The sequence below is a fragment of the Sinomonas sp. B1-1 genome (assembly GCF_050474465.1).
GTDB classification, from domain to species: Bacteria; Actinomycetota; Actinomycetes; order Actinomycetales; family Micrococcaceae; genus Sinomonas; species Sinomonas flava.
Genome location: NZ_JBCHVF010000001.1, coordinates 522,934 through 544,386 on the forward strand (window position 1 = coordinate 522,934; position 21,453 = coordinate 544,386).

The 21,453-nt window shown below is 72.9% G+C and carries 21 protein-coding genes and 2 tRNA genes; 2 read left to right on the top strand and 21 right to left on the bottom strand.

All coding sequences use genetic code 11. From position 1 onward, the window contains the following. Window positions 1–6 precede the first annotated feature (6 nt). The 11 genes from metE to ACQ5BE_RS02475 form a co-directional block, all read right to left on the bottom strand. Entirely contained in the window at window positions 7–2,397 is a 2,391-nt protein-coding gene (metE, locus tag ACQ5BE_RS02425; protein ID WP_430295330.1) for a 5-methyltetrahydropteroyltriglutamate--homocysteine S-methyltransferase, read from the bottom strand. A gap of 43 nt (window positions 2,398–2,440) precedes the next feature. Continuing rightward, window positions 2,441–3,394 (bottom strand): methylenetetrahydrofolate reductase, encoded by a 954-nt coding sequence (locus ACQ5BE_RS02430; RefSeq protein WP_430295331.1) that lies wholly within the window; start codon window positions 3,392–3,394, stop codon window positions 2,441–2,443. A 297-nt stretch (window positions 3,395–3,691) separates the two neighbouring features. Beyond that, a complete protein-coding gene (locus ACQ5BE_RS02435; RefSeq protein ID WP_430295332.1) occupies window positions 3,692–4,531 on the bottom strand; it encodes a hypothetical protein in 840 nt (279 codons plus the stop codon). Continuing rightward, the gene (locus ACQ5BE_RS02440; protein WP_430295333.1) at window positions 4,528–5,526 is read right to left on the bottom strand and encodes a VWA domain-containing protein; all 999 of its coding nucleotides are present in this window, start codon (window positions 5,524–5,526) and stop codon (window positions 4,528–4,530) included. The genes ACQ5BE_RS02435 and ACQ5BE_RS02440 overlap by 4 nt, the downstream gene beginning before the upstream one ends. Further along, window positions 5,523–6,503 carry a vWA domain-containing protein gene (locus tag ACQ5BE_RS02445; protein ID WP_430295334.1) on the bottom strand — a complete coding sequence of 327 codons (981 nt, stop codon included), beginning with the start codon at window positions 6,501–6,503 and terminating at the stop codon, window positions 5,523–5,525. The genes ACQ5BE_RS02440 and ACQ5BE_RS02445 overlap by 4 nt, the downstream gene beginning before the upstream one ends. Then, a complete protein-coding gene (locus ACQ5BE_RS02450) occupies window positions 6,494–6,961 on the bottom strand; it encodes a hypothetical protein (protein WP_430295335.1) in 468 nt (155 codons plus the stop codon). The genes ACQ5BE_RS02445 and ACQ5BE_RS02450 overlap by 10 nt, the downstream gene beginning before the upstream one ends. After that, window positions 6,951–7,835 (bottom strand): DUF58 domain-containing protein, encoded by an 885-nt coding sequence (locus ACQ5BE_RS02455; RefSeq protein WP_430295336.1) that lies wholly within the window; start codon window positions 7,833–7,835, stop codon window positions 6,951–6,953. The genes ACQ5BE_RS02450 and ACQ5BE_RS02455 overlap by 11 nt, the downstream gene beginning before the upstream one ends. Before the next feature lie 7 nt (window positions 7,836–7,842). Beyond that, entirely contained in the window at window positions 7,843–8,862 is a 1,020-nt protein-coding gene (locus ACQ5BE_RS02460; protein ID WP_413247859.1) for an AAA family ATPase, read from the bottom strand. 67 nt (window positions 8,863–8,929) lie between these two features. Further along, window positions 8,930–10,189, bottom strand: a complete 1,260-nt coding sequence (locus tag ACQ5BE_RS02465; RefSeq protein ID WP_255405689.1) for an ROK family protein — start codon at window positions 10,187–10,189, stop codon at window positions 8,930–8,932. An 85-nt stretch (window positions 10,190–10,274) separates the two neighbouring features. Continuing rightward, a complete protein-coding gene (locus ACQ5BE_RS02470; RefSeq protein WP_430295337.1) occupies window positions 10,275–11,420 on the bottom strand; it encodes a class I SAM-dependent methyltransferase in 1,146 nt (381 codons plus the stop codon). A gap of 9 nt (window positions 11,421–11,429) precedes the next feature. After that, window positions 11,430–12,848 (bottom strand): phytoene desaturase family protein, encoded by a 1,419-nt coding sequence (locus ACQ5BE_RS02475; RefSeq protein WP_430295338.1) that lies wholly within the window; start codon window positions 12,846–12,848, stop codon window positions 11,430–11,432. A 66-nt stretch (window positions 12,849–12,914) separates the two neighbouring features. Here ACQ5BE_RS02475 and ACQ5BE_RS02480 point away from each other — a divergent pair, with 66 nt between their 5' ends. Continuing rightward, window positions 12,915–14,744: a SulP family inorganic anion transporter gene (locus tag ACQ5BE_RS02480; RefSeq protein ID WP_430295339.1), complete on the top strand. Its 1,830-nt coding sequence runs from the start codon at window positions 12,915–12,917 to the stop codon at window positions 14,742–14,744. Here ACQ5BE_RS02480 and ACQ5BE_RS02485 read toward each other — a convergent pair. From ACQ5BE_RS02485 to ACQ5BE_RS02500, 4 genes are all read right to left on the bottom strand, one after another. Next, complete coding sequence (locus ACQ5BE_RS02485) at window positions 14,734–16,215, bottom strand: sialidase family protein (protein ID WP_430295340.1); 1,482 nt, start codon at window positions 16,213–16,215, stop codon at window positions 14,734–14,736. The genes ACQ5BE_RS02480 and ACQ5BE_RS02485 overlap by 11 nt on opposite strands. Window positions 16,216–16,294: 79 nt before the next feature. Beyond that, on the bottom strand, window positions 16,295–16,582 hold the full coding sequence (locus tag ACQ5BE_RS02490) for a hypothetical protein (RefSeq protein ID WP_430295341.1): 288 nt from the start codon (window positions 16,580–16,582) through the stop codon (window positions 16,295–16,297). A 15-nt stretch (window positions 16,583–16,597) separates the two neighbouring features. After that, window positions 16,598–18,037, bottom strand: a complete 1,440-nt coding sequence (locus ACQ5BE_RS02495) for an amidase (protein ID WP_430295342.1) — start codon at window positions 18,035–18,037, stop codon at window positions 16,598–16,600. Window positions 18,038–18,101: 64 nt separating this feature from the next. Beyond that, the gene (locus ACQ5BE_RS02500) at window positions 18,102–18,779 is read right to left on the bottom strand and encodes an alpha/beta hydrolase family protein (protein WP_430295343.1); all 678 of its coding nucleotides are present in this window, start codon (window positions 18,777–18,779) and stop codon (window positions 18,102–18,104) included. A gap of 48 nt (window positions 18,780–18,827) precedes the next feature. On the opposite strand from ACQ5BE_RS02500, the gene ACQ5BE_RS02505 reads away from it, so the two are divergent. After that, the gene (locus ACQ5BE_RS02505; protein WP_430295344.1) at window positions 18,828–19,211 is read left to right on the top strand and encodes a cupin domain-containing protein; all 384 of its coding nucleotides are present in this window, start codon (window positions 18,828–18,830) and stop codon (window positions 19,209–19,211) included. A gap of 63 nt (window positions 19,212–19,274) precedes the next feature. Here ACQ5BE_RS02505 and ACQ5BE_RS02510 read toward each other — a convergent pair whose 3' ends face one another. The 6 genes from ACQ5BE_RS02510 to rsfS all read right to left on the bottom strand — a co-directional run bounded on the left by ACQ5BE_RS02510 (window position 19,275) and on the right by rsfS (window position 21,436). Further along, complete coding sequence (locus ACQ5BE_RS02510) at window positions 19,275–19,691, bottom strand: MarR family winged helix-turn-helix transcriptional regulator (RefSeq protein WP_430295346.1); 417 nt, start codon at window positions 19,689–19,691, stop codon at window positions 19,275–19,277. Window positions 19,692–19,754: 63 nt separating this feature from the next. Beyond that, window positions 19,755–19,901, bottom strand: coding sequence for a hypothetical protein (locus tag ACQ5BE_RS02515; protein WP_208712684.1), 147 nt, complete (start codon window positions 19,899–19,901; stop codon window positions 19,755–19,757). 173 nt (window positions 19,902–20,074) lie between these two features. Beyond that, window positions 20,075–20,147: transfer RNA gene (locus ACQ5BE_RS02520), tRNA-Ala, on the bottom strand. A 1-nt stretch (window position 20,148) separates the two neighbouring features. Continuing rightward, window positions 20,149–20,221, bottom strand: a tRNA-Ala gene (locus tag ACQ5BE_RS02525). 140 nt (window positions 20,222–20,361) lie between these two features. Further along, complete coding sequence (locus tag ACQ5BE_RS02530; protein ID WP_430295347.1) at window positions 20,362–21,039, bottom strand: histidine phosphatase family protein; 678 nt, start codon at window positions 21,037–21,039, stop codon at window positions 20,362–20,364. 4 nt (window positions 21,040–21,043) lie between these two features. Continuing rightward, window positions 21,044–21,436, bottom strand: a complete 393-nt coding sequence (gene rsfS / locus ACQ5BE_RS02535; protein ID WP_208712686.1) for a ribosome silencing factor — start codon at window positions 21,434–21,436, stop codon at window positions 21,044–21,046. Window positions 21,437–21,453 lie beyond the last annotated feature (17 nt).

Genomic DNA, 21,453 nt, shown 5'->3' on the forward strand with positions numbered 1-21,453 from the left:
GCTGCCTCAGACCTTCGCGAGCGCCGCGCGTGCCACCTTGGCGGCCTCGACGAGGTTCTTGAGGGACGCCTCGGTCTCCGCGTAGCCGCGGGTCTTGAGGCCACAGTCCGGGTTGACCCAGAGCTGGCGCGCCGGGACGTGCTTGACCGCGGTCTCGAGCAGCTCCTCGACCTCGGCCTGGCTCGGGACGCGCGGCGAGTGGATGTCGTACACGCCCGGTCCGACGCCGCGGCCGAACCCGTGCGCCTCGAGGTCGTTGACGACCTCCATGCGGGAGCGGGCGGCCTCGATCGAGGTCACATCGGCGTCGAGGCCGTCAATCGCGTCGATGATGACGCCGAACTCCGAGTAGCACAGGTGGGTGTGGACCTGGGTGGCGTCCCGGGCGCCCGCCGTCGCGAGGCGGAACGACTTCACGGACCAGTCGAGGTACGCAGGCTGGTCGGCACGGCGCAGCGGGAGCAGCTCGCGCAGGGCAGGCTCGTCCACCTGGATGATCTTGATCCCGGCGTCCTCGAGGTCGGTGATCTCGTCGCGCAGGGCGAGGGCCACCTGGTTGGCGGTCTCGGCGAGCGGCTGGTCGTCGCGGACGAACGACCACGCGAGGATGGTCACGGGGCCGGTGAGCATGCCCTTGAGCGGCTTCTCGGTGAGCGACTGCGCGTAGGCCGCCCACGGGACGGTGATCGGTGCACCGGTGGAGGCGTCGCCCCACAGGATCGAGGGCCCGGCCGCACGCGAGACGTCGCCCCACAGGATGGACGGGCGGGTGCAGCGCGAGCCATAGGACTGGACCCAGCCGTGGACGGTGACGTCGAAGCCGTCGAGGTTCTCGGCGAAGTACTGGACCATGTCGTTGCGCTCGGGCTCGCCGTGCACGAGGACGTCGAAGCCGAGCTCCTCCTGCAGGTCGACGACGCGCTTGATCTCGTCCTTCATGAGTCGCTCGTACTCGGCCGCGTCGATCGTGCCCCGGTTCAGGCGGGCGCGCGCCCCACGGACCTCGGCGGTCTGCGGGAAGGAGCCGATCGTCGTCGTCGGCAGGGGCGGCAGGTCCAGGACGGCGTCCTGCGCGGCGGCGCGCACGGCATAGTCCGAGCGGGAGAAGTCTGCCGCGGTGAGGGCCCCGGTGCGCTCGCGGACCTCGGGGCGGCGCACGCCCGGTGCCTGGGCGCGGGAGGCGATCACGCGGGTCGCCTCGTCGAGGGCGGCCTGCGCCGAGGCCGGGTCTGCCAGGTAGGCCGCAAGCGTGGCGACCTCGCGGACCTTCTGGTCGGCGAACGCGAGCCAGCTGCGCAGCGCGTCGTCCAGCTGGGTCTCCTCCTCGACGTCGTGCGGGACGTGGAAGGTCGAGGTCGAGGTCGAGACCGCGACGGCGAATCCGTGCTCGGCGCCGGCCGCCCGGAGGGCTTCGAGCTTCGCTGCCGAGGCCGCGAGGTCGTTGCGCCAGATGTTGTGGCCGTCCACGACACCGGCCACGAGCGTCTTGCCTGCGAAGCCGGCCAGCTCGGCGTCGGACGGGAGGGCACCCTTGAAGAGGTCCAGGGCCACAGCCTCGACACCGGTGGCCGCGACGGCTGCGGACTGGGCCCCGAGGCCCCCGTACGGGGCGGACAGCAGGATCTGCGGACGGGCGGCGGGGGCGGTCAGCGCGGCGTAGGCGCGCTCGACGGCGTCGCTCACCTCGAGCGCGGGGGTGTCGAGGTCTGCCACGAGCGCCGGCTCGTCGAGCTGGACCCACTCGGCGCCGGCGGCGGCGAGCTTCTCCAGGAGCTCGGCGTACACGGGCAGGACATCTTCGAGGCGGGACAGCGGCGCGAAGTCCGCGGGGGCGTCGTCGGAGGCCTTGGACAGGAGCAGGAACGTGACCGGGCCCACGAGGTACGGGCGCGTCAGGGTGCCCTGGGCCTTGGCGAACGCGAAGTCCTCGACGACGCGCTCCGAGGAGAGCGAGAAGGACGTCTCGGGGCCGATCTCCGGGACGAGGTAGTGGTAGTTCGAATCGAACCACTTCGTCATCTCGAGGGGCTGCTGCTCCGCGTTCCCACGGGCCAGCGTGAAGTAGGCATCGAGGCCGAGGGTCCCGTCGGCGTCGTGCAGCGCCCCGAAGCGGGCGGGCACCGCGCCGAGCGCGACCGCGGTGTCGAGCACCTGGTCGTAGAGGGAGAAGGTGCCGGGGACCGAGGAGCGCTCGGTGAGGCCGAGCCCGGTGAGCCGGGCCAGGGTCGCGGCCTGGATCTGCTCGGCGGCGGCCTGAAGCTCGGCGGCGGTGCAGGCGCCGGCCCAGTAGGCCTCGACGGCCTTCTTCAGCTCGCGCCGGCGGCCGATGCGGGGGTAGCCGAGGATGGTCGCCGACGGGAAGGAGGGCGCGGCGGAGGAAGGGTTCTGTGCAGTCATGGGAAGTCCTTGTGTTCAGGCGAAGTGTGCGGGAGGAACGGAATCAGTGCGCGGCCCGGCGCCGGGCAGCCAGGGAGGGCCGGCTGGGGCGCGGGAGGCTGAGCCTCGCGAGGACCTCGAGCGAGGCCTCGTGCTCGTTGAAGGTGTAGAGGTGCAGGCCCGGGGCGCCCGCCTCGAGTGCGGCCTCGGCGAGTGCGACGCTCGCCTCGATGCCGATGCGGCGCGCGGCAGCCTCGTCGTCGCCAGCAGAGCGGAGGCGGTCGACGAGCGACGCGTCGGGGAGCACCCCGGACAGGCTCGCGAGCTTCTCGATCCGGCGGACGCTCGTGAGCGGCATGATGCCGGGGATGACCGGGATCGTCACGCCCGCCCGGCGCGCCCGGTGCAGGAGCGAGGCGTACTGGTCCGTGTGGAAGAAGACCTGCGTGATCGCGAAGTCGGCCCCCGAACGCTGCTTGGCCAGGAGCACCTCGATGTCGTGGGCCTCGCTCGGCGATTCAGGGTGCTTGGTGGGGTAGGCGGCCACGCCGATTGCGACCTTGCCGGCGGCGAACTGCGCGGATCGCCGCAGCTCGACCCGGCGGATGAGCTCGATGAGGTCCTGGGCGTAGCGCAGCGCGCCGTGAGGCAGCACGCCGTCGCGGGGCGTGTCCCCGCGCAGGGCGAGGATGCCGCGGACGCCGCGGTCGAGGAGCTCGTTGACCACGGTGCTCAGCTCGGCCGGACTGCCGCCGACGCAGGTGAGGTGCGCGAGCGGCCGCAGGGTCGTCTCGAGCTGCAGGCGGTCGACGAGGTCCAGCGCAGTGTCGTGGTTCGAGCCGCTCGCCCCGTACGTGACCGAGACGTAGTCCGGGTCGGTGGCCTCGAGCTCGCGGATGGTCTTCCACAGGGTGTCGGAAGCGGCCGGGCTCCTGGGCGGGAACAGCTCGTAGGAGAGGGCCACAGGGGCTGGTGCGGCGATGGATGTGGGGGCGTCGATGAGGGTTGGCGGAGACATTTGCGTCCTTTGGCGGTCCAGTCCGTCCCTGCGAAGCGGCATGCGCGTTGCAGGGCAGAGGTGTCTTCAGGAACGCAGGGTGCACTGCCCGTGGGGCGCCGCCGCGGCTGGCGCCCGGCATGGAGGGCAGTTTCCCTGCGGCAAATGTCAGGCCCACACGGAGGCACCCACATCCCCGGGACCGGGGATCGCTGACACGTTGCAGAGGCAACTTGGGTACGAGCCTAGGAAGCGGAGCCGGTTCGCTTCAAGGAGATTCCGCAATGTGTCAGACCGTGACGGCATGTGACGCCGGGCTCACCACGGGCGGTCGACGGGCGCGGCCGGCGGGTTCTGCAGGTAGTCCCGGCGCTGGTCGCCCTCGGAGCGCTCCTGCTGGCCAGCCTCCGAGGAGCGCTCTAGCGCGTCCACCCGACCGTCCTGGGCCTGCTGCTCCGGGGTGCGGGGCGGTGCGGCACTGGGCTGGGACTGCGGCGGCGTCCCCTGCCCCGGCTGCTGGCCCTGGTTCCCGCTGGCCTGCTCCTCGGCGCGCTTGCGCTCGAGGCGGTCGCGGGCCTCGCCGAGCCGGTCCCCCTGCTGCTGCTGGTTCTGTGGGCTGTCAGGTTCGAAGCAGCCCTCGGGGGCCTGCTTGATGACCGTCGCGGCGTCGGCATACAGCCGGTCGGCCGACGCCGCGTCCCCGCCGTCGCGCGCGGCGTCGCCGAGCTTCTCCGTGGCCAGGATGAGGTTCACGCGGATCGTGCATTCGTCGTCGCTGCCGGTGCGGCGCAGGGCCTCCTCGAACGCGGAACGCGCCCCGGCGAAGTCCCCCGCGAGGGCGAGGGCGTCACCGCGCGCGAAGTGGGACTTGTGGGTCTCCACGACGTCTGCCGTGCCCATCCAGTCAGCGGCCCCGGAGACGCGTGGGCCGTCCTTCGCGTCGTAGGCCCAGATCGCCTGCTGCGCGGCGGCGGACATCGTCAGGAGCTTGGCCGCGACCACGAGGGCGAGGAGCACGAAGGGGAATCCCCAGGAGAGCAGGCGCGCGCGGCGGCGGAGCCGGGCCGCGCGGGCGCCGTCGGTCTCCGGTGGCTGCGCTCCCCTGGTTCCGCTTTGTCCGGGCGCCGGGGCCTTCCGTCTCCGGTCCAGGAGTGTCATGGCTTCTCCCTCCGCCGCGGCCTGAGCTCTGCGAGCGCGGCGCCCGACCGGACCACTTCGGCCAGGACGAGGGCGAATCCCACGAGGGCGAAGGCCCAGTACAGCTCAAAGCGGCCGAACAGGCCGGATTCCTCGCTCGCCTTGAGCGCACCGGGCTGCGCCTCGACGAGCGCGGCGTCCACCGCATCCCCGGGCGCGCGGTGCACGTACGGGACGCCGAGCTGGCCCGCGATGGCGCGCAGCGCGCCCTCGTCGATCCTGCTGAGCGCGTCGGCCCCCGTGGTGGGGTCCTTGATGTAGCCGGTGTTCTCGCTCTCGCGCGGCGAGTTCTCCAGCATCCGTCCGCCGGACTCCGTCCCGTAGCCCAGGACGGCGCCGCCGCTGATGAGGCTGCGGTCGATCCCGAAGGGGGCCGCGGGCTGTGGGCTCGTCTGTTCGCCGTCCCCGAGGTAGAACACGATGCGCGCCCGCTCGGGCGAGTCGTGGGCTGAGGCCTCGAGGCGGGCTTTGAGCACGTCCGCTCCGGCGGAGATGCTCGAGCCCTTCGAGTACAGGTAGTAGGCCGGGCGCATGACGTCGGCCGTCGCCTCGAGCGCGGCGGTGTCGGTGGTGAGGGGCATCCGGACCGCACCCTTCGTGTCGAACGTGAGGACGGCGAACTTGGCGCCTGCGAGCCGGTCGGCGATCGCCTCCATGTCCGCCCGCACGCCGTCGAGGCGCGGCCTGCCGCCGTAGTCCTCGGCGGAGGCGCTCGTGGTGAGGTCGACGACGAAGAACACGTTGAGGTCGTTGACGGCGCCCTGTGCCTCGGCCCCGGGGATGCCGGGGCGCCAGGCGGCAGCCACGAGGCACACGGCGAGGAGGCTGCGCAGCACCCACGGGGTCCGCGGGCGGCCGGACCGGACGGCCCGGAACGCCGCCCAGCCCACGAGGCCGAGGATGATCAGGCTCAGGGCCAGGGCCGCCCACCACGGCACCACGGGGAGCACGGTCATGAGCGGACCCTCCAGAGCCCGAGCGCGAGGACGGCGCCCGAGGCGAGGGCGATGCCGAGGGGCACGTCGGGGCGGTCCGCGACCAGGCCCTGGGCGGAGCCGCGGGTCGCGGTGGCCTCGCTCGCCTGGATCTGTCCGATGATGGTGCGCGCCGCCGTCGCGCTGCGGAGCGGGAAGTAGGCTCCTCCGGTCGACTCGGCGGAGTCGCGCAGCTGGCGTGCCTCCGTCTCGGCGATCCCGCCGCCGAAGTCCGCGGGATTGAGCGCGAAGACGCGCACGGCCTTCTCCTTCGCGAGGTCCGTGGCCTGCGCGAGGGTGAAGATCGGCTTGCCGGCAAGGTAGTTGTCCGTGGAGAAGATCACCGAACGGGAGCGCTTCTCAGTCGCCAGCTTCGGGAAGTCCTGGACGCACGAGGCCAGGCCGTCGCCGATGAGGGAGGTCCCCCGCCCCTGCCACGTCCCCTCGAAGAAGGCCGGGTCGGAGCTGCGCCGGTCGAACGCGGCGCGGGCGCGCTGGAGCTGCTCCTCGATGTACGAGTAGTCGTCGGTGAGCGGGAAGACCTGCACGCCGCTGCCGTCGAAGATCGTCATGCCGATCCGTTCCCCGCGGAAGTCCCTGACCATGCCGGCGAACACGTCCACGATGGCCGAGTCGGCGCGGCTCATGGACCCCGAGGTGTCGAGGCACAGGATGATGTCCCGGCTGCGCTCCTCGGGCCGCTGCGAGGACGTCAGCACCGGGCGGGCGGCAGCGAAGAGGAGCGCGCCCGCGAGGACCAGGGCGGCGAGGACGACGGCGGCGAGCCAGAACCGCTGCCTCCTCACCAGGCGCTGGTAGCTGGGCAGCGAGGCGAGCCGGTCGCCGTGGGCGACCGGCACGGCGTCGTCCGTGCCACGGCGGCGGCGCAGCGCGACGACGACGGCGCCCACGATCGCGAGCGCCCCTGGGACCAGGAGCCAGCCGGCCATCAGCTCCATTGGCCCACCACCGTCCGCGCGGCCTCGATCGAGGCCCGGGCGTCCGCCTCGCCGTCCCGGGAGAACTCGCCGGGGTAGAAGTGCTCGACGGCGGCGGCGACCGCGGGCGTGGACTGCTCGCGGAGCTCGTCGAGGGTCATGCGGGAGGCCCGGATCCCGGTGACCTCCTGCACGAAGCCGCGCACGATCCGGGACATCTCCTGGGCGGCGGTCCGGGGGCCGATCTCTCCGAGGTCGAGGAGGGCGGCGATCTGGTCGATCTCCCCGAGGTACCTGCGCCGCAGGCCCACGGGCGCGTGGAAGCGCGGGATCGGGACGTCGCGGCCGAGCCGCGGCGCGCGCGTGCTCGAGACCGCGTACCACACCCACGCGAGGGCGGCCGCGACGAGGGCGAGTCCGAGGAAGAGCCAGAACCCGGAGTAGCCCAGCGGCCCGTAGAAGCCCGGATCAGCGCCCACGGCGGTGCCTCTCGAGCAGCCGGAAGATCGCGGGCAGGACCCCGTCGACCGAGTCGACGTGGCCCTCGACGATTCCCAGGCGGGTCAGGAGCGCCTCGCGGCGGCCGTTCCGCTCCTCCACGAGCCGGCGGTAGTCGGCCAGGACGTCCCCGGCGTCGGCCAGCAGGCTCAGGAGCACTCCCCCATCCGCCACGTCGTAGCTGCGGCGGGGGGCGTCCGGTCCCGCGAGCTCGGCGTCCCGGACCGTGAGCCAGAGGATCTCGTGCTGCGCGGCGAGGCGCCTGATGAGGGCCTCGTCCTCGTCGTCGAGTGCGGCCTCGTCCGCGACGACGACGAGCAGGGTCCGCTGCGCTACCGTCCGGGCGACGTGGGCGAGCTGCGCGGTCAGGTCGCTGCGGCCGCCGTCGGGCGCGACCGCTCCGTCGACCCGGCGCAGGAGGACTTCGAGGTGGGCCTCGCCGCCGCGGGGCGGAAGGCTCGAGGAGGATTCCGCGTCCCCCGAGACGAGCGCGATGCGGTCGCCGTGCCGGTGGGCCAGGTAGCCCAGCACCCCCAGCGCCATGACGGCGACGTCCTTCTTCGCGTCCCCGCCGCGGGAGACGGCGGCCATGTTGCGGCCTGTGTCGGCGACGAGGAGGACGGTCTGCCGCCGCACGGCGGCATAGCGCTTGACGAGCGGCGACCCGTAGCGCGCCGAGGCCTTCCAGTCGATGTCGCGCACCTCGTCCCCGGCGGTGTAGGCCCGCAGGTCGTCGAAGTCGAGGCTCCTGCCGCGGAACACCGAGCCGTACTCGCCGTCGAGCATGGTCCGGGCCCTGCGGTGGGCCACGATGAACATGCGCGACTTGACCTTTGCGACGAGGCTCGTGGTCATGGCGTTCCTAGGGGGTCTGGACAGCGGCGACGATCGCGTCCACGACGGTCTCGACGGGGACCTGCTCGGCGACCGCCTCGAAGCCGAGGATGATGCGGTGCCGCAGGACCCTGTGCGCGAGGGACTTGACGTCCTCCGGCACCACGTAGTCCCGGCCCGCGAGCAGCGCCGCGGCGCGCGCGGCGGCGCTGAAGGCGATCGAGGCCCGCGGGCTGGCCCCGAACTCGATGAACCGCGCGAGGCGGGGCTCGATGTAGGTCTCGGCGTGACGGGTCACGTAGGCGAGTCCGACGATGTAGCGGGTGATGGCCGGGTCCAGGTACACCCGGCGGGCGGCGTCCTGGAGGGCGCGCACGTCCTCGAGCGTGGCCGCGGGTGCAACAGCCCGTCCCGGGGCGTAGACCCCGCGGTCCATCCGGTGCAGGACCTCGGCCTCCTGCTCGGGGCTCGGGTAGTCCAGGACGTCCTTGAGCATGAACCGGTCCATCTGGGCCTCGGGCAGGCGGTAGGTGCCCTCGTGCTCGATCGGGTTCTGGGTCGCCAGGACGAGGAACGGCTCGGGGAGGCGGTGCACCTGGCCGCCGATGCTGGTCTGCCGCTCCTGCATCGCCTCGAGCATGGCGCTCTGGGTCTTGGCGCTCGAGCGGTTGATCTCATCGAGCAGCACGATGTTCGCGTGGACGGGTCCGAGCTGGGTCGTGAAGCTCGCGTCCCGGGCGTCGTAGACCTGCGTTCCGACGATGTCGCTGGGCAGGAGGTCCGGGGTGCACTGGATCCGGCTGAAGGATGCCTGCACGGACTCGGCGAGGGTGGCTGCGGCGGTGGTCTTGGCGAGGCCGGGGACGGACTCGAGGAGGACATGGCCTCCCGTGAGCAGGCCGATGAGCAGGGTCTCCCGCAGCCGTTCCTGCCCCACGACCTTGGCCTCGAACTGGGCCGTCACGGCGGCGATCACCTCGGCAGAGCGCGCGAGCTCATCCGCGGCGAGCGGCGCATTCGCCTCGGCGGTGTCGGCAGAAGTCGGCACAGATTCCCCCTCGAGTGCACGGTGGGAGGGCCCGTGCGCGGAGCTCGCGGCCCTCGTGCGTTCCATGCTACCCGCCCAGAAGGAGGCGTTCAGCGCGCGGGGCGAGGGCCCTCTCGAGGACGAGGCATGCGGCGCCGACCGCGCCGACGTCGTCGCCGAGGCCGGTCCCCATCAGCTCCACCCGATAGATCCCCCGCGTGGCGAGGAGCTCGTTGACCATGTCGGGCATGACGGAGAGGCAGAAGTCCGCGACCGGTTCCCAGAACGGGCCGCCGAACACCATGCGCTCGACGTCGAGCATGTTGCCCACCACCGCCGCCGCCCAGGCGAGGTTCCGTGCGGCGGCACGGAGGATCTCCACGGCCCGCTCGTCCCCGGCGTTGACGAGCTCGCACAGTCGTGCGAAGGCCTTCTGGAAGTCGGGTGCCGTGGGGTCCTGCGGGAGCGGCGGCAGGACCCCCGCGTCGATGGCCTCGCCGACGATGCGGACGGGTTCGAGCACGGTTGCGATCGTCCCGCGCATGCCGCAGCCGTCGAAGCAGGGGGGACCGTCGGGGTCCACGATGATGTGCCCGATCTCGCCGACGTTGCCCGAGCTGCCCCGGTAGATCTCGCCGTTGAGGGCCAGGCCGCAGCCCAGGCCCGTGCCGAGGTAGAAGAACGCGAACGTCTCGGATCCACCGGGGCCGCCGGCCCAGATCTCGGCGACTGCTGCGCTCGTGACGTCCTTGTCCATGGTTGTCTCGATGCCGGTGGCCTCCTGGACCATCTCCTGGAGCGGGACGTCGACCCAGCCGCGCAGGAGCGGCGGTCCGACCACGGCGCCCCGGTCCAGGTCGATGGGCCCGGGGGCGGCGACGCCGATGCCGCCGACGAGCGCGCGCGGCACGCCCGAGGTCGTGATGAGCCGCCCGACGCACTCCGCGATCGCCTCGACGATCTCCTCGGGCTCGTGCGAGCGGGGTGTCAGGAAGGTCTCCTTGGCGACGATGGCGCCGACGAGGTCGAGGAGGACGAGCGTGATGATGCTCGGGTCAAGGTGGACCCCGACGGCATACATGCCCTGGGGGTTGAGCCGCAGGATGGTCCGCGGCTTCCCCGGGCCGCTGCCCTCCTTGCCTGCCTCGAAGATGAGGCCCTGGTCCAGGAGGCGGCGGGAGATGTTCGAGATGGTCTGCGGCGACAGGCCCACGATCTGGGCGAGTTCCACACGGCTGAGCCCTGACTCCGAGCGGCGGATGGCATCGACGATCACCGTGAGGTTGAAGTCCCCCATCCGCGGCAGGTTCGTCCCCCGGCGGGCAGCGGGCTGACGTGGCTCCGTCACTGGGTCCTCTCTGCAGTTCAGGGCGTGTCTAGAAGTACGTTACCCCGTGCGGCACGCAGGAGGGCACAAGGACTCTGGCGTGCGCTCAGCCGCGCCGCACCGACCTGGTGACCGTGAACTTCCTGTTCCGCCCCATGACCTCGGTGGGTCCGACCTGCGCCTGCAGCGCGCGGCGGTAGTCCAGGTGGGTGTTGAACACGCACCAGAGCTCCCCGCCGGGCCGCAGCAGCCTGACCGCGGCCGCGATGAGCTTGAGCCCCGCCCCCGCGTGGACGCTGGCACCGAGGTGGAAGGGCGGGTTGAGGAGCACGACGTCGGCGCTCGCCTCGCCCAGCTGCGCCGCGGCGTCGTCGTGCTCGACGGCGACCCTGCCGGCGAGCGCGTTGGCCTCCATCGTCGCGCGCGCGGAGCGGACGGCCGCCGCGGACCTGTCGGTGGCCACCACCTCGGCCGACGGGTGACGGAGCGCGTAGGCCGCCGCGAGCGCCCCGGTGCCGCAGCCGAGGTCGACGGCCCGCCCCGACGGCATGCGGTCCACGAAGCCGAGGAGGAAGCGCGTGCCGATGTCGATCCGTGGCCCCGCGAACGCGGCGCCGTGCGCGCAGACGGTGAGGCCCACGTCGTCGTGCGCCGCGCAGACCGGGAAGGGCGGCCGGTCGGGCACGGTCAGGGGCCCCGACGCGGTGAGGAGCCGGGACTTCTGCGCGGCGAGGCCTGCGGAGACCTCGGCGAAATGACTGCGGAGCACGTCGTTCATGGCCAGGCTCATGTGCTTGATCCGCCCGCCGGCGATGAACGTCACGTCCGGCGCCGACCAGCGGGCGACGGCGTCGGCCGCCTCGTCGAGCTCGGCGAGGCCGCGGGGAAGCTGGGCGAGGACGAGCCGTGCGCCGGACAGCAGCGACGGGCCGAGTTCGCAGGGCACGAAGGTCCCGGAGAGCCCGAGCGCCTCGGCATTGCGGGCGAGGGCGGCGCGGCCGGTCACGAGGTCCTGGTGGACGCGCAGGCCGCGGAGGCCAGCGGCGGCGAGCTGGAGGGTCAGCGCGCCGTACGCGTCCCCCAGGACGGCGACGTCGCCGCCGTCGAGCCCGCGTGCGGCCGCCTCGCCGAGCCCGCGCGCCGCGAGGAGCCTGTCCGTCGCGTCGTAGGCCTGGAGGTTCTCCGCTTCGACGTCGGGGAAGCGCCGGAGCGCCTCGAAGGGGAAGGGCGCCGGGGCGGGGTGGTCGTGCACCCGTCCACCCTATCGGCGGGCGAGCCACCTGAGCGCGGCGGAGGCGGCCCGGTAGCCGCCCATGCCGTGGGTTCCGGCACCGGGCGGGGTCGAGGCGGAGCAGAGGTACACGCCCGGCACGCCGGTGGCGTAGGGGTCGGGCGTGACGCGTGGCCGGGCGAGGAGCTGCAGCCCTGTGTTGGCACCGGCGCCGATGTCGCCGCCCACGTAGTTCGCGTTGTGGGCCTCGAGTGCGGCCGGCCCGCGGACCGCCGTGGCCCGGACCGTGCGGCGGAAGCCCGGCGCGAAGCGCTCGATCTGGCCGACGAGGGCCTCGGTGGCGTCGCCGGCGAAGGCGTGCGGCACGTGGGCGTAGGCCCACACGGGGTGGACGCCGTCCCTCGAGCGTCCCGGATCGGCGAGGTACTGCTGGCCGACGAGGACGAAGGGGCGCGCGGGCAGGCGGCCGCGGGCCGTCTCGGCCTCCGCTCCGGCGATCTCCTCGAGCGTCCCCCCGACATGGACTGTTCCGGCCCGGCGTGCGAGCTCGGACGCCCAGGGGATGCCGCCCTCCACGGCGAAGTCCACCCGGTAGGCGGCGGGGCCGTGGCGGAAGCGGCGGTAGCTGGCGGCGACCCGCGGCGGAAGGCGGTCTCCCAGGATCCTCGCGGCAGCGGACGGGGTGACGTCGAGCAGGACCACGTCGGCGCCGTCGAGCTCGCGGACGTCCTCGACCCGCCGGCCCGTCTCGATGGAGCCGCCGAAGCGGGCGAGCCGGGCGGCCAGGGCCGCCGTGATCGCGCCGGAGCCGCCCTCGGCCACGGGCCACCCCACCGTGTGGGCCGCTGCGGCGAGGACGATCGCGACCGAGCTCGTGAACGGGGAGTCGAGCGGCGCGAAGGCGTGCGCCGCGATCCCGCCGAACAGCGCACGGGCCTCGTCGGTCCGCCAGCGGCGAGCGGACAGGGTCGCGGGGAGGACCGCGTCGAGGCCGAACCGCGCGAGCGCGAACGGGTGCCGGGGAACGGCGACGAGGGGGCCCAGGATGTCCTCGACGAGGGTGCCGAAGCTCCGGGAGGCACGGCCGATCAGCCTGTCCCAGGCGGGACCGTCGGGCCCGAGGCCGGCGGCGGTGCGCGCCTCGTCCCGCCAGAGGGCTGCCGCGCGGCCGCCGTCCAGCGGGTGGACGAGCTGGACGTCGGGCTGGCGCCACCGCAGGCCGTGCTCTTCGAGCCCGAGGCCCGAGAGGTAGGGCGAGGCCGCGGCGAACGGGTGGAACGCGGAGCACTCGTCGACGAGGAGTCCCGGCAGGTCCTCGACCGACGAGCGGCATCCTCCCCCGATGGTGGGCTCGGCCTCGAGCACACGCACGTCCAGTCCGTGCATGGCAAGGTGCACGGCCCCTGCGAGCCCATTGGGCCCGCTCCCGACCACGACAGCGCTGCTCACCCCTCCATCCTCGCACCAGCATCGGCGCCACTGGCGCGGGGCGCGGCCCTGGACCATGATTCCGGCATGGGCAGAACCGAGGCGCGGCGCACGACGGCGCGCGCCCGCCTGCCCTCGTGGGTCCCGGTCGCGCCGTGGGTCACGGGCTACCGGATCGCGTGGCTGCGCAGCGACGCCGTGGCGGGGGCGGCCCTGTTCGGGCTGCTCATCCCCTCCGGCATGGCGTATGCGCAGGCCGCCGGGCTCCCGCCGGCCACCGGCCTGTACGCGACGATCGTGCCGATGATCGTGTACGCGGCCATCGGGCCGAGCCGCGTGCTCGTGCTCGCGCCCGATTCGTCCCTGGCTCCGCTCATCGCCGCGGCCGTGCTGCCCCTTGCTGCGGGCAGCGAGGCACGCGCCGTCGCGCTCGCCGGCCTGCTCGCGATCCTCATGGGGCTGGTCATGGCCGCGGGAGCCGCACTGCGGCTCGGTGCCGTCACGCACCTGCTCTCGCGGCCCATCCGGCTCGGCTACCTCGGCGGCCTCGCCCTCGTCGTGGTGGCCTCCCAGCTGCCCGTGCTCCTCGGCGTGGAGGCCAAGGGGGACACGCCCTGGCAGAAGCTGGCCGCCACGGTGGGGGTCCTCGGCGAGACGAACCTCGCCGCCCTCGCACTCGGCGGCGGCGCCCTGGGCCTCATCGGCGCTGTGCGGGCCGTCGGGTGGAAGCTCGCGGGCGTGCTCCCCGCCGTCGTGCTCTCGGCGCTGGTCACGTGGGCGGCCGGCGTCGGGGAGCGTGTCCAGGTTGCCGGCGCGCTCCCCCGCGGGCTGCCAGCGCCCGCGCTCGGCGGGATCACCCTCGCTGACGCGGTGCCGCTGCTGCTGCCCGCGGCGGGGATAGCACTCATGGCGTTCGCGGACACGGGCGTGCTCTCGCAGAGTCTGGCCCGGCAGCAGGGCCAGTCCGTGTCCGGGAACCGCGAGATGGCCGCGGTGGGGATCGCGAACGCATCGGCGGGGCTGTTCGGCGGGTTCCCGATCTCCGGCAGCGGGTCCCGGACCCCGGTGGCCGTGGCGGCGGGGGCCAGGAGCCAGCTCGCAGGGGTCTTCGCCTCGCTGCTCGTCGTGGCCTTCATGCTCGCCGCGCCGGAGGCCACCGCGTACCTGCCCACGGCGACCCTCGCCGCCGTCGTGATCGCCGCGGTCATCGGGCTCGTCGACGGGCCGGCGATCGTCCGGCTCGCGCGGATGAGCCTGACGGAGACGGCGCTCATGGCCGCCGCCTTCGTGGGCGTGACGACGCTGGGCGTGCTTCCCGGGATCCTCGTCGCGGTGGGCCTGGCCCTGCTCGAGTTCGTGCGTCGGGCCTGGTCGCCGTACCGTGCCGAGCTCGGGGACCTCGAGGACGTGCCGGGCTACCACGACCTCTCGCGCCACCCGGAGGGCGTCCGCGTGCCCGGCCTCGTGATCGCCCGCTTCGATGCACCGCTGTTCTTCGCCAACGGCGCGGTCTTCACCGGGTTCGTGCGCTCCCTCGTCGAACGGGCCGACCGCGACATCCGGCACGTCGTCATTGCGGCCGAGCCGATCACGGGGATCGACACCACGGCGCTCGACGAGCTCGTGGACCTCGACGAGTGGCTCGACGGGCGCGGGATCGAGCTCGTGTTCGCCGAGCTCAAGGGACCGGTCAAGGACCGGCTCCTGAAGTTCGGCACGCGGGCGCGCTTCGGGCCCGGCCACTTCTATCCGACGGTGAGCGCCGCCGTCCGCGCCCTCCGCGGGGACCGCGAGGAGCGGAACCATCACGACGGGCGCGAGGACGGGGACGGGCGCAGCCAGAGCCGCGCGCCCGACGCCGGCGGCGAGCCGCCGGAGGACGGCTCGCCTTCCCGCAGTGGTCCTCCTAAGGGGTGATGACCGTGAAGACGGCGTCGGTCCTGTTGGCGGTGTTCGCGTCGTTGGCGCGGACGGAGAGGGATGCGAAGGACGAGCCGAGCGCAGCCAGACCCTGGTAGTCGCCGGTGAAGAAGCCCTCCGCATTCGGCGCCGTCGTCATGTCGAACGGGCCATACACGTGGGTTTCATTCGCGAACGCTGCCCCGCCCGGCGCGGACGAGGTGAACCAGTAGTCCGTGGGAAGCGTGGTCGTGTTTCCGGCTGACAGGCTGCGGAAGTCGTAGTACGTGACTCCGACCGCGCCGTTGGCAACGCGGACGCTCGGGGTGAACGCCGGCACGCCGTGCGGAGCGCTGACCCGGGCGGGCGCGCTCCAGCTGGCGCCACCGTCGTCTGAGGCGGAGAGGGCGACCTCGTCATAGCGTCCGCCGTTGAACCGGGAGTCCTGCCACACGACATACAGCCGGCCCGTGGCCGGGTCAATGGCCGGTTCCGGGATGATGTCCCCGGTGCGGACGTCGGCACCGGTGTTGGGGTCGCGAACGCCCACCGAATTGAGCGACGAGACGATGCGGGGGGCCGTCCAGGTGGCCCCGCCGTCCACCGACTTGGTGAAGGCGACGTTGAGCCCGTGCAGCTGGTCGGCGCCGTTCGGGCCCGTGTTCAGGATCAGGTCGAAGAAGTTGAACAGCGTGCCGGTGCGCGGGTCCACCACGATCTGGTTTCCGATGGTCTGCTGCCGGTTCGCCGTCGGCACGATCACGGTGGGCGCGCTCCAGGTCGCGCCGCCGTCGGTCGTCTTGGAGAACAGGGTCGGCCCCGTGAACGCGAAGGCGTGGGCCACCGCGCGCGGGTTGCCGTTCGGAGACTCAAGCCGGTCCCAGACGGCGTAGGCCGTGCCGGCGTGGACCGGATCCGCGGTCACAGACTCCTTGTCGTTGAAGAACTTCGGCGATCCGAGGTCCTCGATGAGGGTCTTGGGCGCTGTCCACGTCGCACCGCCGTCGGTCGAGGTCGTGGCAAGGACGGCGTTGTCGAAGCCAACCCCCTGGAACGAGATCGACACCGAGTACGCGGTGCCGTCGGGCCCGAACGAAACCCACGGGTCGGATGCCCTGTCGTAGCGGCTCGGTCCGCCCGCGGCGCACGCGCTGAACGGCTGGGCGGTCTCCCGCCAGGTCTTGCCGCCGTTCGTCGAGTAGCCCGCCACGAGGCCGCGCGAGCCGCCGTCGGACCAGCGGTCCTGCTGCCACACCCCGACGATGTTCTTCGAGTCGTTCGGATTGACGGCGACCCAGGGCTCGACCTCGGCGTCGGGATAGAGCATGGCATCCGGGGCCGCGCTGGAGGTGCAGCGGGCGAAGGGGGTGGGCCCGCTCGCCGTCGTGAGCGGGCTGAGGGTCGCCGCGTAGGCGCCCGGCATGGTGAGGATGAGCGCGCCCGGGAGCATGGTGAGCAGCGCGGCGCGGCGGAGGCCTCTGACAATCATGGCGTTCTCCTTCGGGTGGATCATGTGCTGCGGGTGCGCGGACGGAAGGTGTGGGACTCATCGGCGGCGGGGGCGGCGTCTAGGGTCTGATGCGGTCGGGGAACGTCCAGCTCTCGAGGTCGCCGAGCGGCTCGGCCTCGAAGGCGGGGAGCCCCGCGGCGGCGACGGCATCGGCGAACGTGCGGCTGGTGCTGAACCGTTCGAACACGTCGCGGCTCGGGCACGCGTCCAGCACCGTGATCCCGTCCGCGTCCGTGAGGCAGAGGTGCAGCGTGATCTGGTCCGGCGGGAGCGTGGCGAGCAGCCTCTTGTGGCCCGCGACGAGCTCCGGGACCGATCCCCTGAACCTGTATCGTCCGACGAACATCGGTGCTCCTTTCCCTCAGGCCCCGGGGATCCGGGGGTGCACATGGGCCCAGGGCCGGGCCGCCTCGAGCTGGGCCGCGAGGGCCATGAGGCGTGCGTCGTCGCCGGGGCGCCCGAGGAACGCGACCGCGAGCGGCAGGCCGTCGGAGTCGAAGCCCGCAGGGACGCTCATGGCGGGGCCACCCGTGATGTTGGCGTACTCGCCGTCGAACATCAGGAAGCTGCCCGCCGCCTCCTCGCCGCGCAAAGGCTCCTCGTCCGTGCCCGTGAGCCTTCCCAACGGCAAGGGGGCCGCGCCGACCGTCGGCGTGAGCCAGACATCGATGTCCGCGAAGAACCCGGCCGTGCGCCGCGCGAACCGCTGGAGCTCCTCGACTCCCGCCAGGTACATCCCGGCGCCCACGCGCGAGCCCCGCTCGAAGAGCGCGCGCGTGTACGGCTCGATGTCGCCCGCGTCGGGCTCCCTGCCGGTCCGGCGCTTCCAGTAGAGGCGGATCCAGTCCGCGGCGCCCCGGTAGACCGCGCGGATGGCCCGGTGTCCCTCGCGGCCGAGGGGCTCGGGCCCGCCTTCGACCACAGAGTGGCCCAGCCGGGCGAGGAGGGTGACGGTCTCTTCGAGTGCGTCAGCCCAGGCCGCGTCGACCTCCTGCCCGCCGTGGGGTGTCGCGGTCGCCGCGACGCTCAGCCTCCCGGGTCCGCCGGCGAGCGCGTCGAGGCAGCCTCCCGGTTGGCCGATGGCTGCGTAGGGATCGCCCGGCGAAGGACCTGCGACGGCGTCAAGCAGCGCCGCCGAGTCCCTCACCGTGCGCGTGAGGGCGTGCTCGGCAGCCAACCCGGCCACCACGTCGCCGTACTCCGGCCCCGTCGGAACGAGGCCGCGGGTGGGCTTGAACCCGAACACCCCGCACCACGCCGCGGGGTACCTGAGCGACCCGCCCAGGTCGTTCCCGTGGGCGAGCGGCACGATGCCCGCCGCCACGGCCGCAGCGGAGCCACCGCTCGAACCGGAGGTCGACCGCGACAGGTCCCACGGGTTGCGCACAGGCCCGTGGACCGCCGGCTCGCAGTGTGGCGCGAGGCCGAACTCGCTTGTGGCGGTCTTGCCGAGCGTCACGAGCCCCGCCCGCGCGTGGCGGAGGGCGAGCTCCTGGGTGCGCTCCGAGACGGTCTCCCGCGCCCAGCGCGACCCCTCTGTGAAGGGCGTGCCCGCGATCTCGAGCGCGAGGTCCTTCACGAGGAAGGGGACCCCCTGGAAGGGTGCGTCGGCAGCGGACGCCGGGAGGGCGGCGTCGTGTGCCCCGCCCGGGCCGGCCTCCCACACGAGGGCGTTGATGTGGGGGTCGAGGAGGCGGATCCGCTCGCGGGCCTCAGCCTCGAGCTCCGCCGGGCTCGCCCTGCGGGTCCGGACCAGATCGGCCTGTGCGAGGCCGTCGAGCCAGCGGAGCTCGGGGTCCACGCAGTACAGGGGACCACTCCTCGCCCGCCTGCGCAAGGGGCCGGTGCGCCCCCTGCGAGCCGGCCTAAGCCCGCGGGGCGTGCGCCCTGACGAACGCGGCCGTGGGCTCGGCCAGGGAGGCGCCGATGGCGTAGGGGGTCCGCTTCACGCCCTTGACGGCGAAGGAATGGTCTCCGCCCTCCTGCCAGGCGAGCGTCGCCGTCGGCAGCTTCGAGACCACGCCCTGGAGCGGGTCTGCGGACGCGAGGGTGTCGCGCGTCCCCTGGAGGAACAGCATCGGGAGCCTGAGCGCGTAGAGGTGCTCGTCGCGGAGCCTCTCCGGCTTGCCCGCGGGATGCAGCGGGTAGCCAAGGAACACGAGGCCGGCCGGCTCGATGGCCCCCTCGGCGGCAGCCATGGACGCCATGCGGCCCCCGAACGACTTGCCTGCGGCCCACAGCGGCTCCCCTGCCGAACGCCGTCGCGCCTCGTCCATCACGGCCGCCCACACTGGGATCGCCTTCGGCGCCCGGTCGGGCACCTTCTTGCCGGCTTCCATGTAGGCGAAGTTGAAGCGGAGCGTCGCGACGCCCACCTCGTTGAGCGCGTCGCAGTAGCCCACAATGAACGGATGGTCCATGCCCGCCCCGGCGCCGTGGGCCACGAGGACCGTCGCGTGCGCCCCGTCAGGCCGGGACGAGACGGCGGAGACGTCGCCCGACGGGGTGGGGAGGCTGATCCGGGTGCCGTGCTCTTGCGTCATACGACCATGATGCCTGCCCCGGCCGGCCGGGACGCCTAGAGTGTGGTCATGGCTGAGACGTCCGGCACCGGCCTCCCCCGCATCCTGGCCGACACGCGCGTGCTGGCCCAGACGCACGACGCCGCGGCGTCGGGTGCCGTCTTCCGGCTCACCATGGATCCGCGCGACCTCGACGCGAACGTGATCGCGCTCCCGGCGGGCGGAACCATCGAGGGCCACGTCGGGCCGGACCTGGACGTCCTCCTGCACATCGTCTCGGGCGGCGGAGTCCTCTCCACCGACGGCGGCGAGGTCGGGCTTTCCCCGGGGAAGCTCGTGTGGCTGCCACGGCGCTCGCGGAGGGCGTTCGCCGCGGGCCCCGAAGGGCTCAGCTACCTCTCCGTCCACGTGCGCAAGCCCGGGCTGGGGCTCTCGCCTCGTCCCCGGGCCTAGGGTGGCGCGGCAGAGGCGGGCCGGTCCAGAGCGCTGTTCGGGTCTGCGGTCCAGGTGCGGGGTTCAGGCGCTGAGGTTGTCGATCATCGCCTCGAGGGCAAGCAGGGTCCGCTCGTACTCGCCGTCGTCGAGCCCCTTGACGGTGGCGTCCCGGAGTCCCTCGACAGACTCCTTGGCTGTGCGCAGCTCGGTCCGGCCGGCGTCCGTGAGCCGGTAGACGCCGGCCTTCTCGGCCACCAGGCCGCCGCTGAGCAGTGGTTCGAGGTACCGCTCGGAGGTCTCCCCCGCAGCGGTGTTCAGGAACGGGGCAATGGCATCGTCGAGCTGCCCGAGCGTTTCCTCCCCCTCCGCGAGGACGTTGAGGAGCTGCCACTGGCGCCGGCTCAGCCGATGCCGCTCGAGGGCCTCCTCAAAGCGCTCCTCGAGGAGCCTGTCGAGGGTCTTGAGCAGGTAGCCCAGCGGCTTCTGGGGGTCGGTCATGGCTTCCTCCGGGGTCGTCGGCAGGACCACTATGGCGCCGGCGCCGCACGGTGCCTAGGGCCTTCAGTCCACAGCTGCCCCGGTCTCATGGCGTACTTCCCTCCCCATCGCCTTGACGGTCTGGGCGAGGCTCGACGCCGCTGCGGCGTCCCCGTCCAGGACTGCGGACGTCAGGTCTTCCACAAGGTCGATATACTCGAGGAGCTTCACGGCACGTTCCCTCTCGGAGGCGAGCGGATCATCGGATCGTTCTGGCCAGGCCTGGGCAGCGCCAGTCTAGGGAGGCCGGGCGACGATGAGGTGAATGCGAGCGGAACGGTGAGCGCGCGGGTGCAAGTGGGGATGCAGAAAGGGCCGTCCTTCCGGACGGCCCTTTCACTGGGTGGAGGTAAGGGGATTCGAACCCCTGACCTTCTGCATGCCATGCAGACGCGCTACCAACTGCGCCATACCCCCGTGGAGCTGAGGGGACTCGAACCCCTGACCCCCTGCATGCCATGCAGGTGCGCTACCAGCTGCGCCACAGCCCCGCGAGTCGCGTTCCGAACGGTGCCGAAGGGACTGATGATCCCCGCTCCCCGTCCGGAGCAACTCGAACATCTTAGAACGATTCGGCCCCTGCGCACAAATCGATGGGCCGGGGTTTCGACTCCGCTCAACCGCCGTGGGCTCAGCCCTCCTCGACGGTCACGGGCACCGGCAGGGTGCCCGCATTGTGCTCGCCGAGGCGCCACCGCGGGGTCCCGTCGTCGTGCGGGCGCCGCTCCTCGAGGATGGACCACGAGCAGTTCGACAGGCCCGAGAGAGCGCCCCACAGTCCGTGCGGGAGGCCCAGAAGGTGCGCGAGGCCCACGCGGATCGCTCCGCCGTGGCTCACGACGACGAGTGTCCCGTCCGCGGGCACGCCGGCCAGGGCGCGGTCCACCGCCCGGTGCACGCGTGCGGCGACGTCGAGACGGGTCTCGGCACCGCCAGCGGGGAGGTGGACATCGCCCTCTTCCCAACGGTGCAGGCCCTCGGGATCCATCGCCCGGATGACGTCGAAGGTGTGGCCCTGCCACACGCCCGCATTCGTCTCGCGCAGGCCCGAATCCACGGCCACCGGCAGCCCCGTGAGCGAGGCGAGCGCGTCCGCCGTCGTGCGTGCCCGTTCGAGGTCCGAGGCGACGATCCCGCTCGGCTCGAGGGACGCGAGGCGTCGCGCGGCCGCAACAGCCTGACGCTGCCCTTCGTCGTTCAACGGGATGTCAGTCTGGCCCTGGAAGCGGCCGGCGGCGTTCCAGTCGGTGCGGCCGTGGCGCCAGAAGACGATGCGGCGTCCGACGGCTCGGAAGTGGTCAGCCTTCACCGGCTCAGCCCGCGGCGGGCGCGGCCGCTCCCGAGCCGTCCAGGCCGAGGTCCAGGACCGGGCAGTCCTTCCAGAGCCGCTCGAGCGCGTAGAAGGCGCGGTCCTCGGCGTGCATGACGTGGACCACCACGTCGCCGAAGTCGAGGAGCACCCAGCGACCCTCGGAGCGGCCCTCGCGGCGCACCGGGCGCCGGTCCAGCTGCTCGATGAGCTCGTCCTCGATGTTGTCCACCACCGCGTTCACCTGACGCTCGGTCTCGGCGGACGCGATGACGAAGATGTCCGTGATGGCGAGCCGTTCGCTCACGTCCACGGCGACGATGTTCTCCGCCAGCTTGTCGGCGGCGGCATGGGCTGCCGTGCGGGCCAGCTCGATGGCCGAGTCTGTTGCGCTCACTCTTCTCCTTGGAGGCT

Coding starts and splice junctions, on each gene's coding strand:
- ACQ5BE_RS02430 (WP_430295331.1), bottom strand. CDS start 3,394: ATGTCTCCGCCAACCCTCATCGACGCCCCCACATCCATCGCCGCACCA.
- ACQ5BE_RS02490 (WP_430295341.1), bottom strand. CDS start 16,582: ATGTTCGTCGGACGATACAGGTTCAGGGGATCGGTCCCGGAGCTCGTC.
- ACQ5BE_RS02435 (WP_430295332.1), bottom strand. CDS start 4,531: ATGACACTCCTGGACCGGAGACGGAAGGCCCCGGCGCCCGGACAAAGC.
- ACQ5BE_RS02485 (WP_430295340.1), bottom strand. CDS start 16,215: ATGATTGTCAGAGGCCTCCGCCGCGCCGCGCTGCTCACCATGCTCCCG.
- metE (WP_430295330.1), bottom strand. CDS start 2,397: ATGACTGCACAGAACCCTTCCTCCGCCGCGCCCTCCTTCCCGTCGGCG.
- ACQ5BE_RS02440 (WP_430295333.1), bottom strand. CDS start 5,526: ATGACCGTGCTCCCCGTGGTGCCGTGGTGGGCGGCCCTGGCCCTGAGC.
- ACQ5BE_RS02455 (WP_430295336.1), bottom strand. CDS start 7,835: ATGACCACGAGCCTCGTCGCAAAGGTCAAGTCGCGCATGTTCATCGTG.
- ACQ5BE_RS02500 (WP_430295343.1), bottom strand. CDS start 18,779: ATGACGCAAGAGCACGGCACCCGGATCAGCCTCCCCACCCCGTCGGGC.
- ACQ5BE_RS02510 (WP_430295346.1), bottom strand. CDS start 19,691: ATGACCGACCCCCAGAAGCCGCTGGGCTACCTGCTCAAGACCCTCGAC.
- ACQ5BE_RS02505 (WP_430295344.1), top strand. CDS start 18,828: ATGGCTGAGACGTCCGGCACCGGCCTCCCCCGCATCCTGGCCGACACG.
- ACQ5BE_RS02480 (WP_430295339.1), top strand. CDS start 12,915: ATGGGCAGAACCGAGGCGCGGCGCACGACGGCGCGCGCCCGCCTGCCC.
- ACQ5BE_RS02445 (WP_430295334.1), bottom strand. CDS start 6,503: ATGGAGCTGATGGCCGGCTGGCTCCTGGTCCCAGGGGCGCTCGCGATC.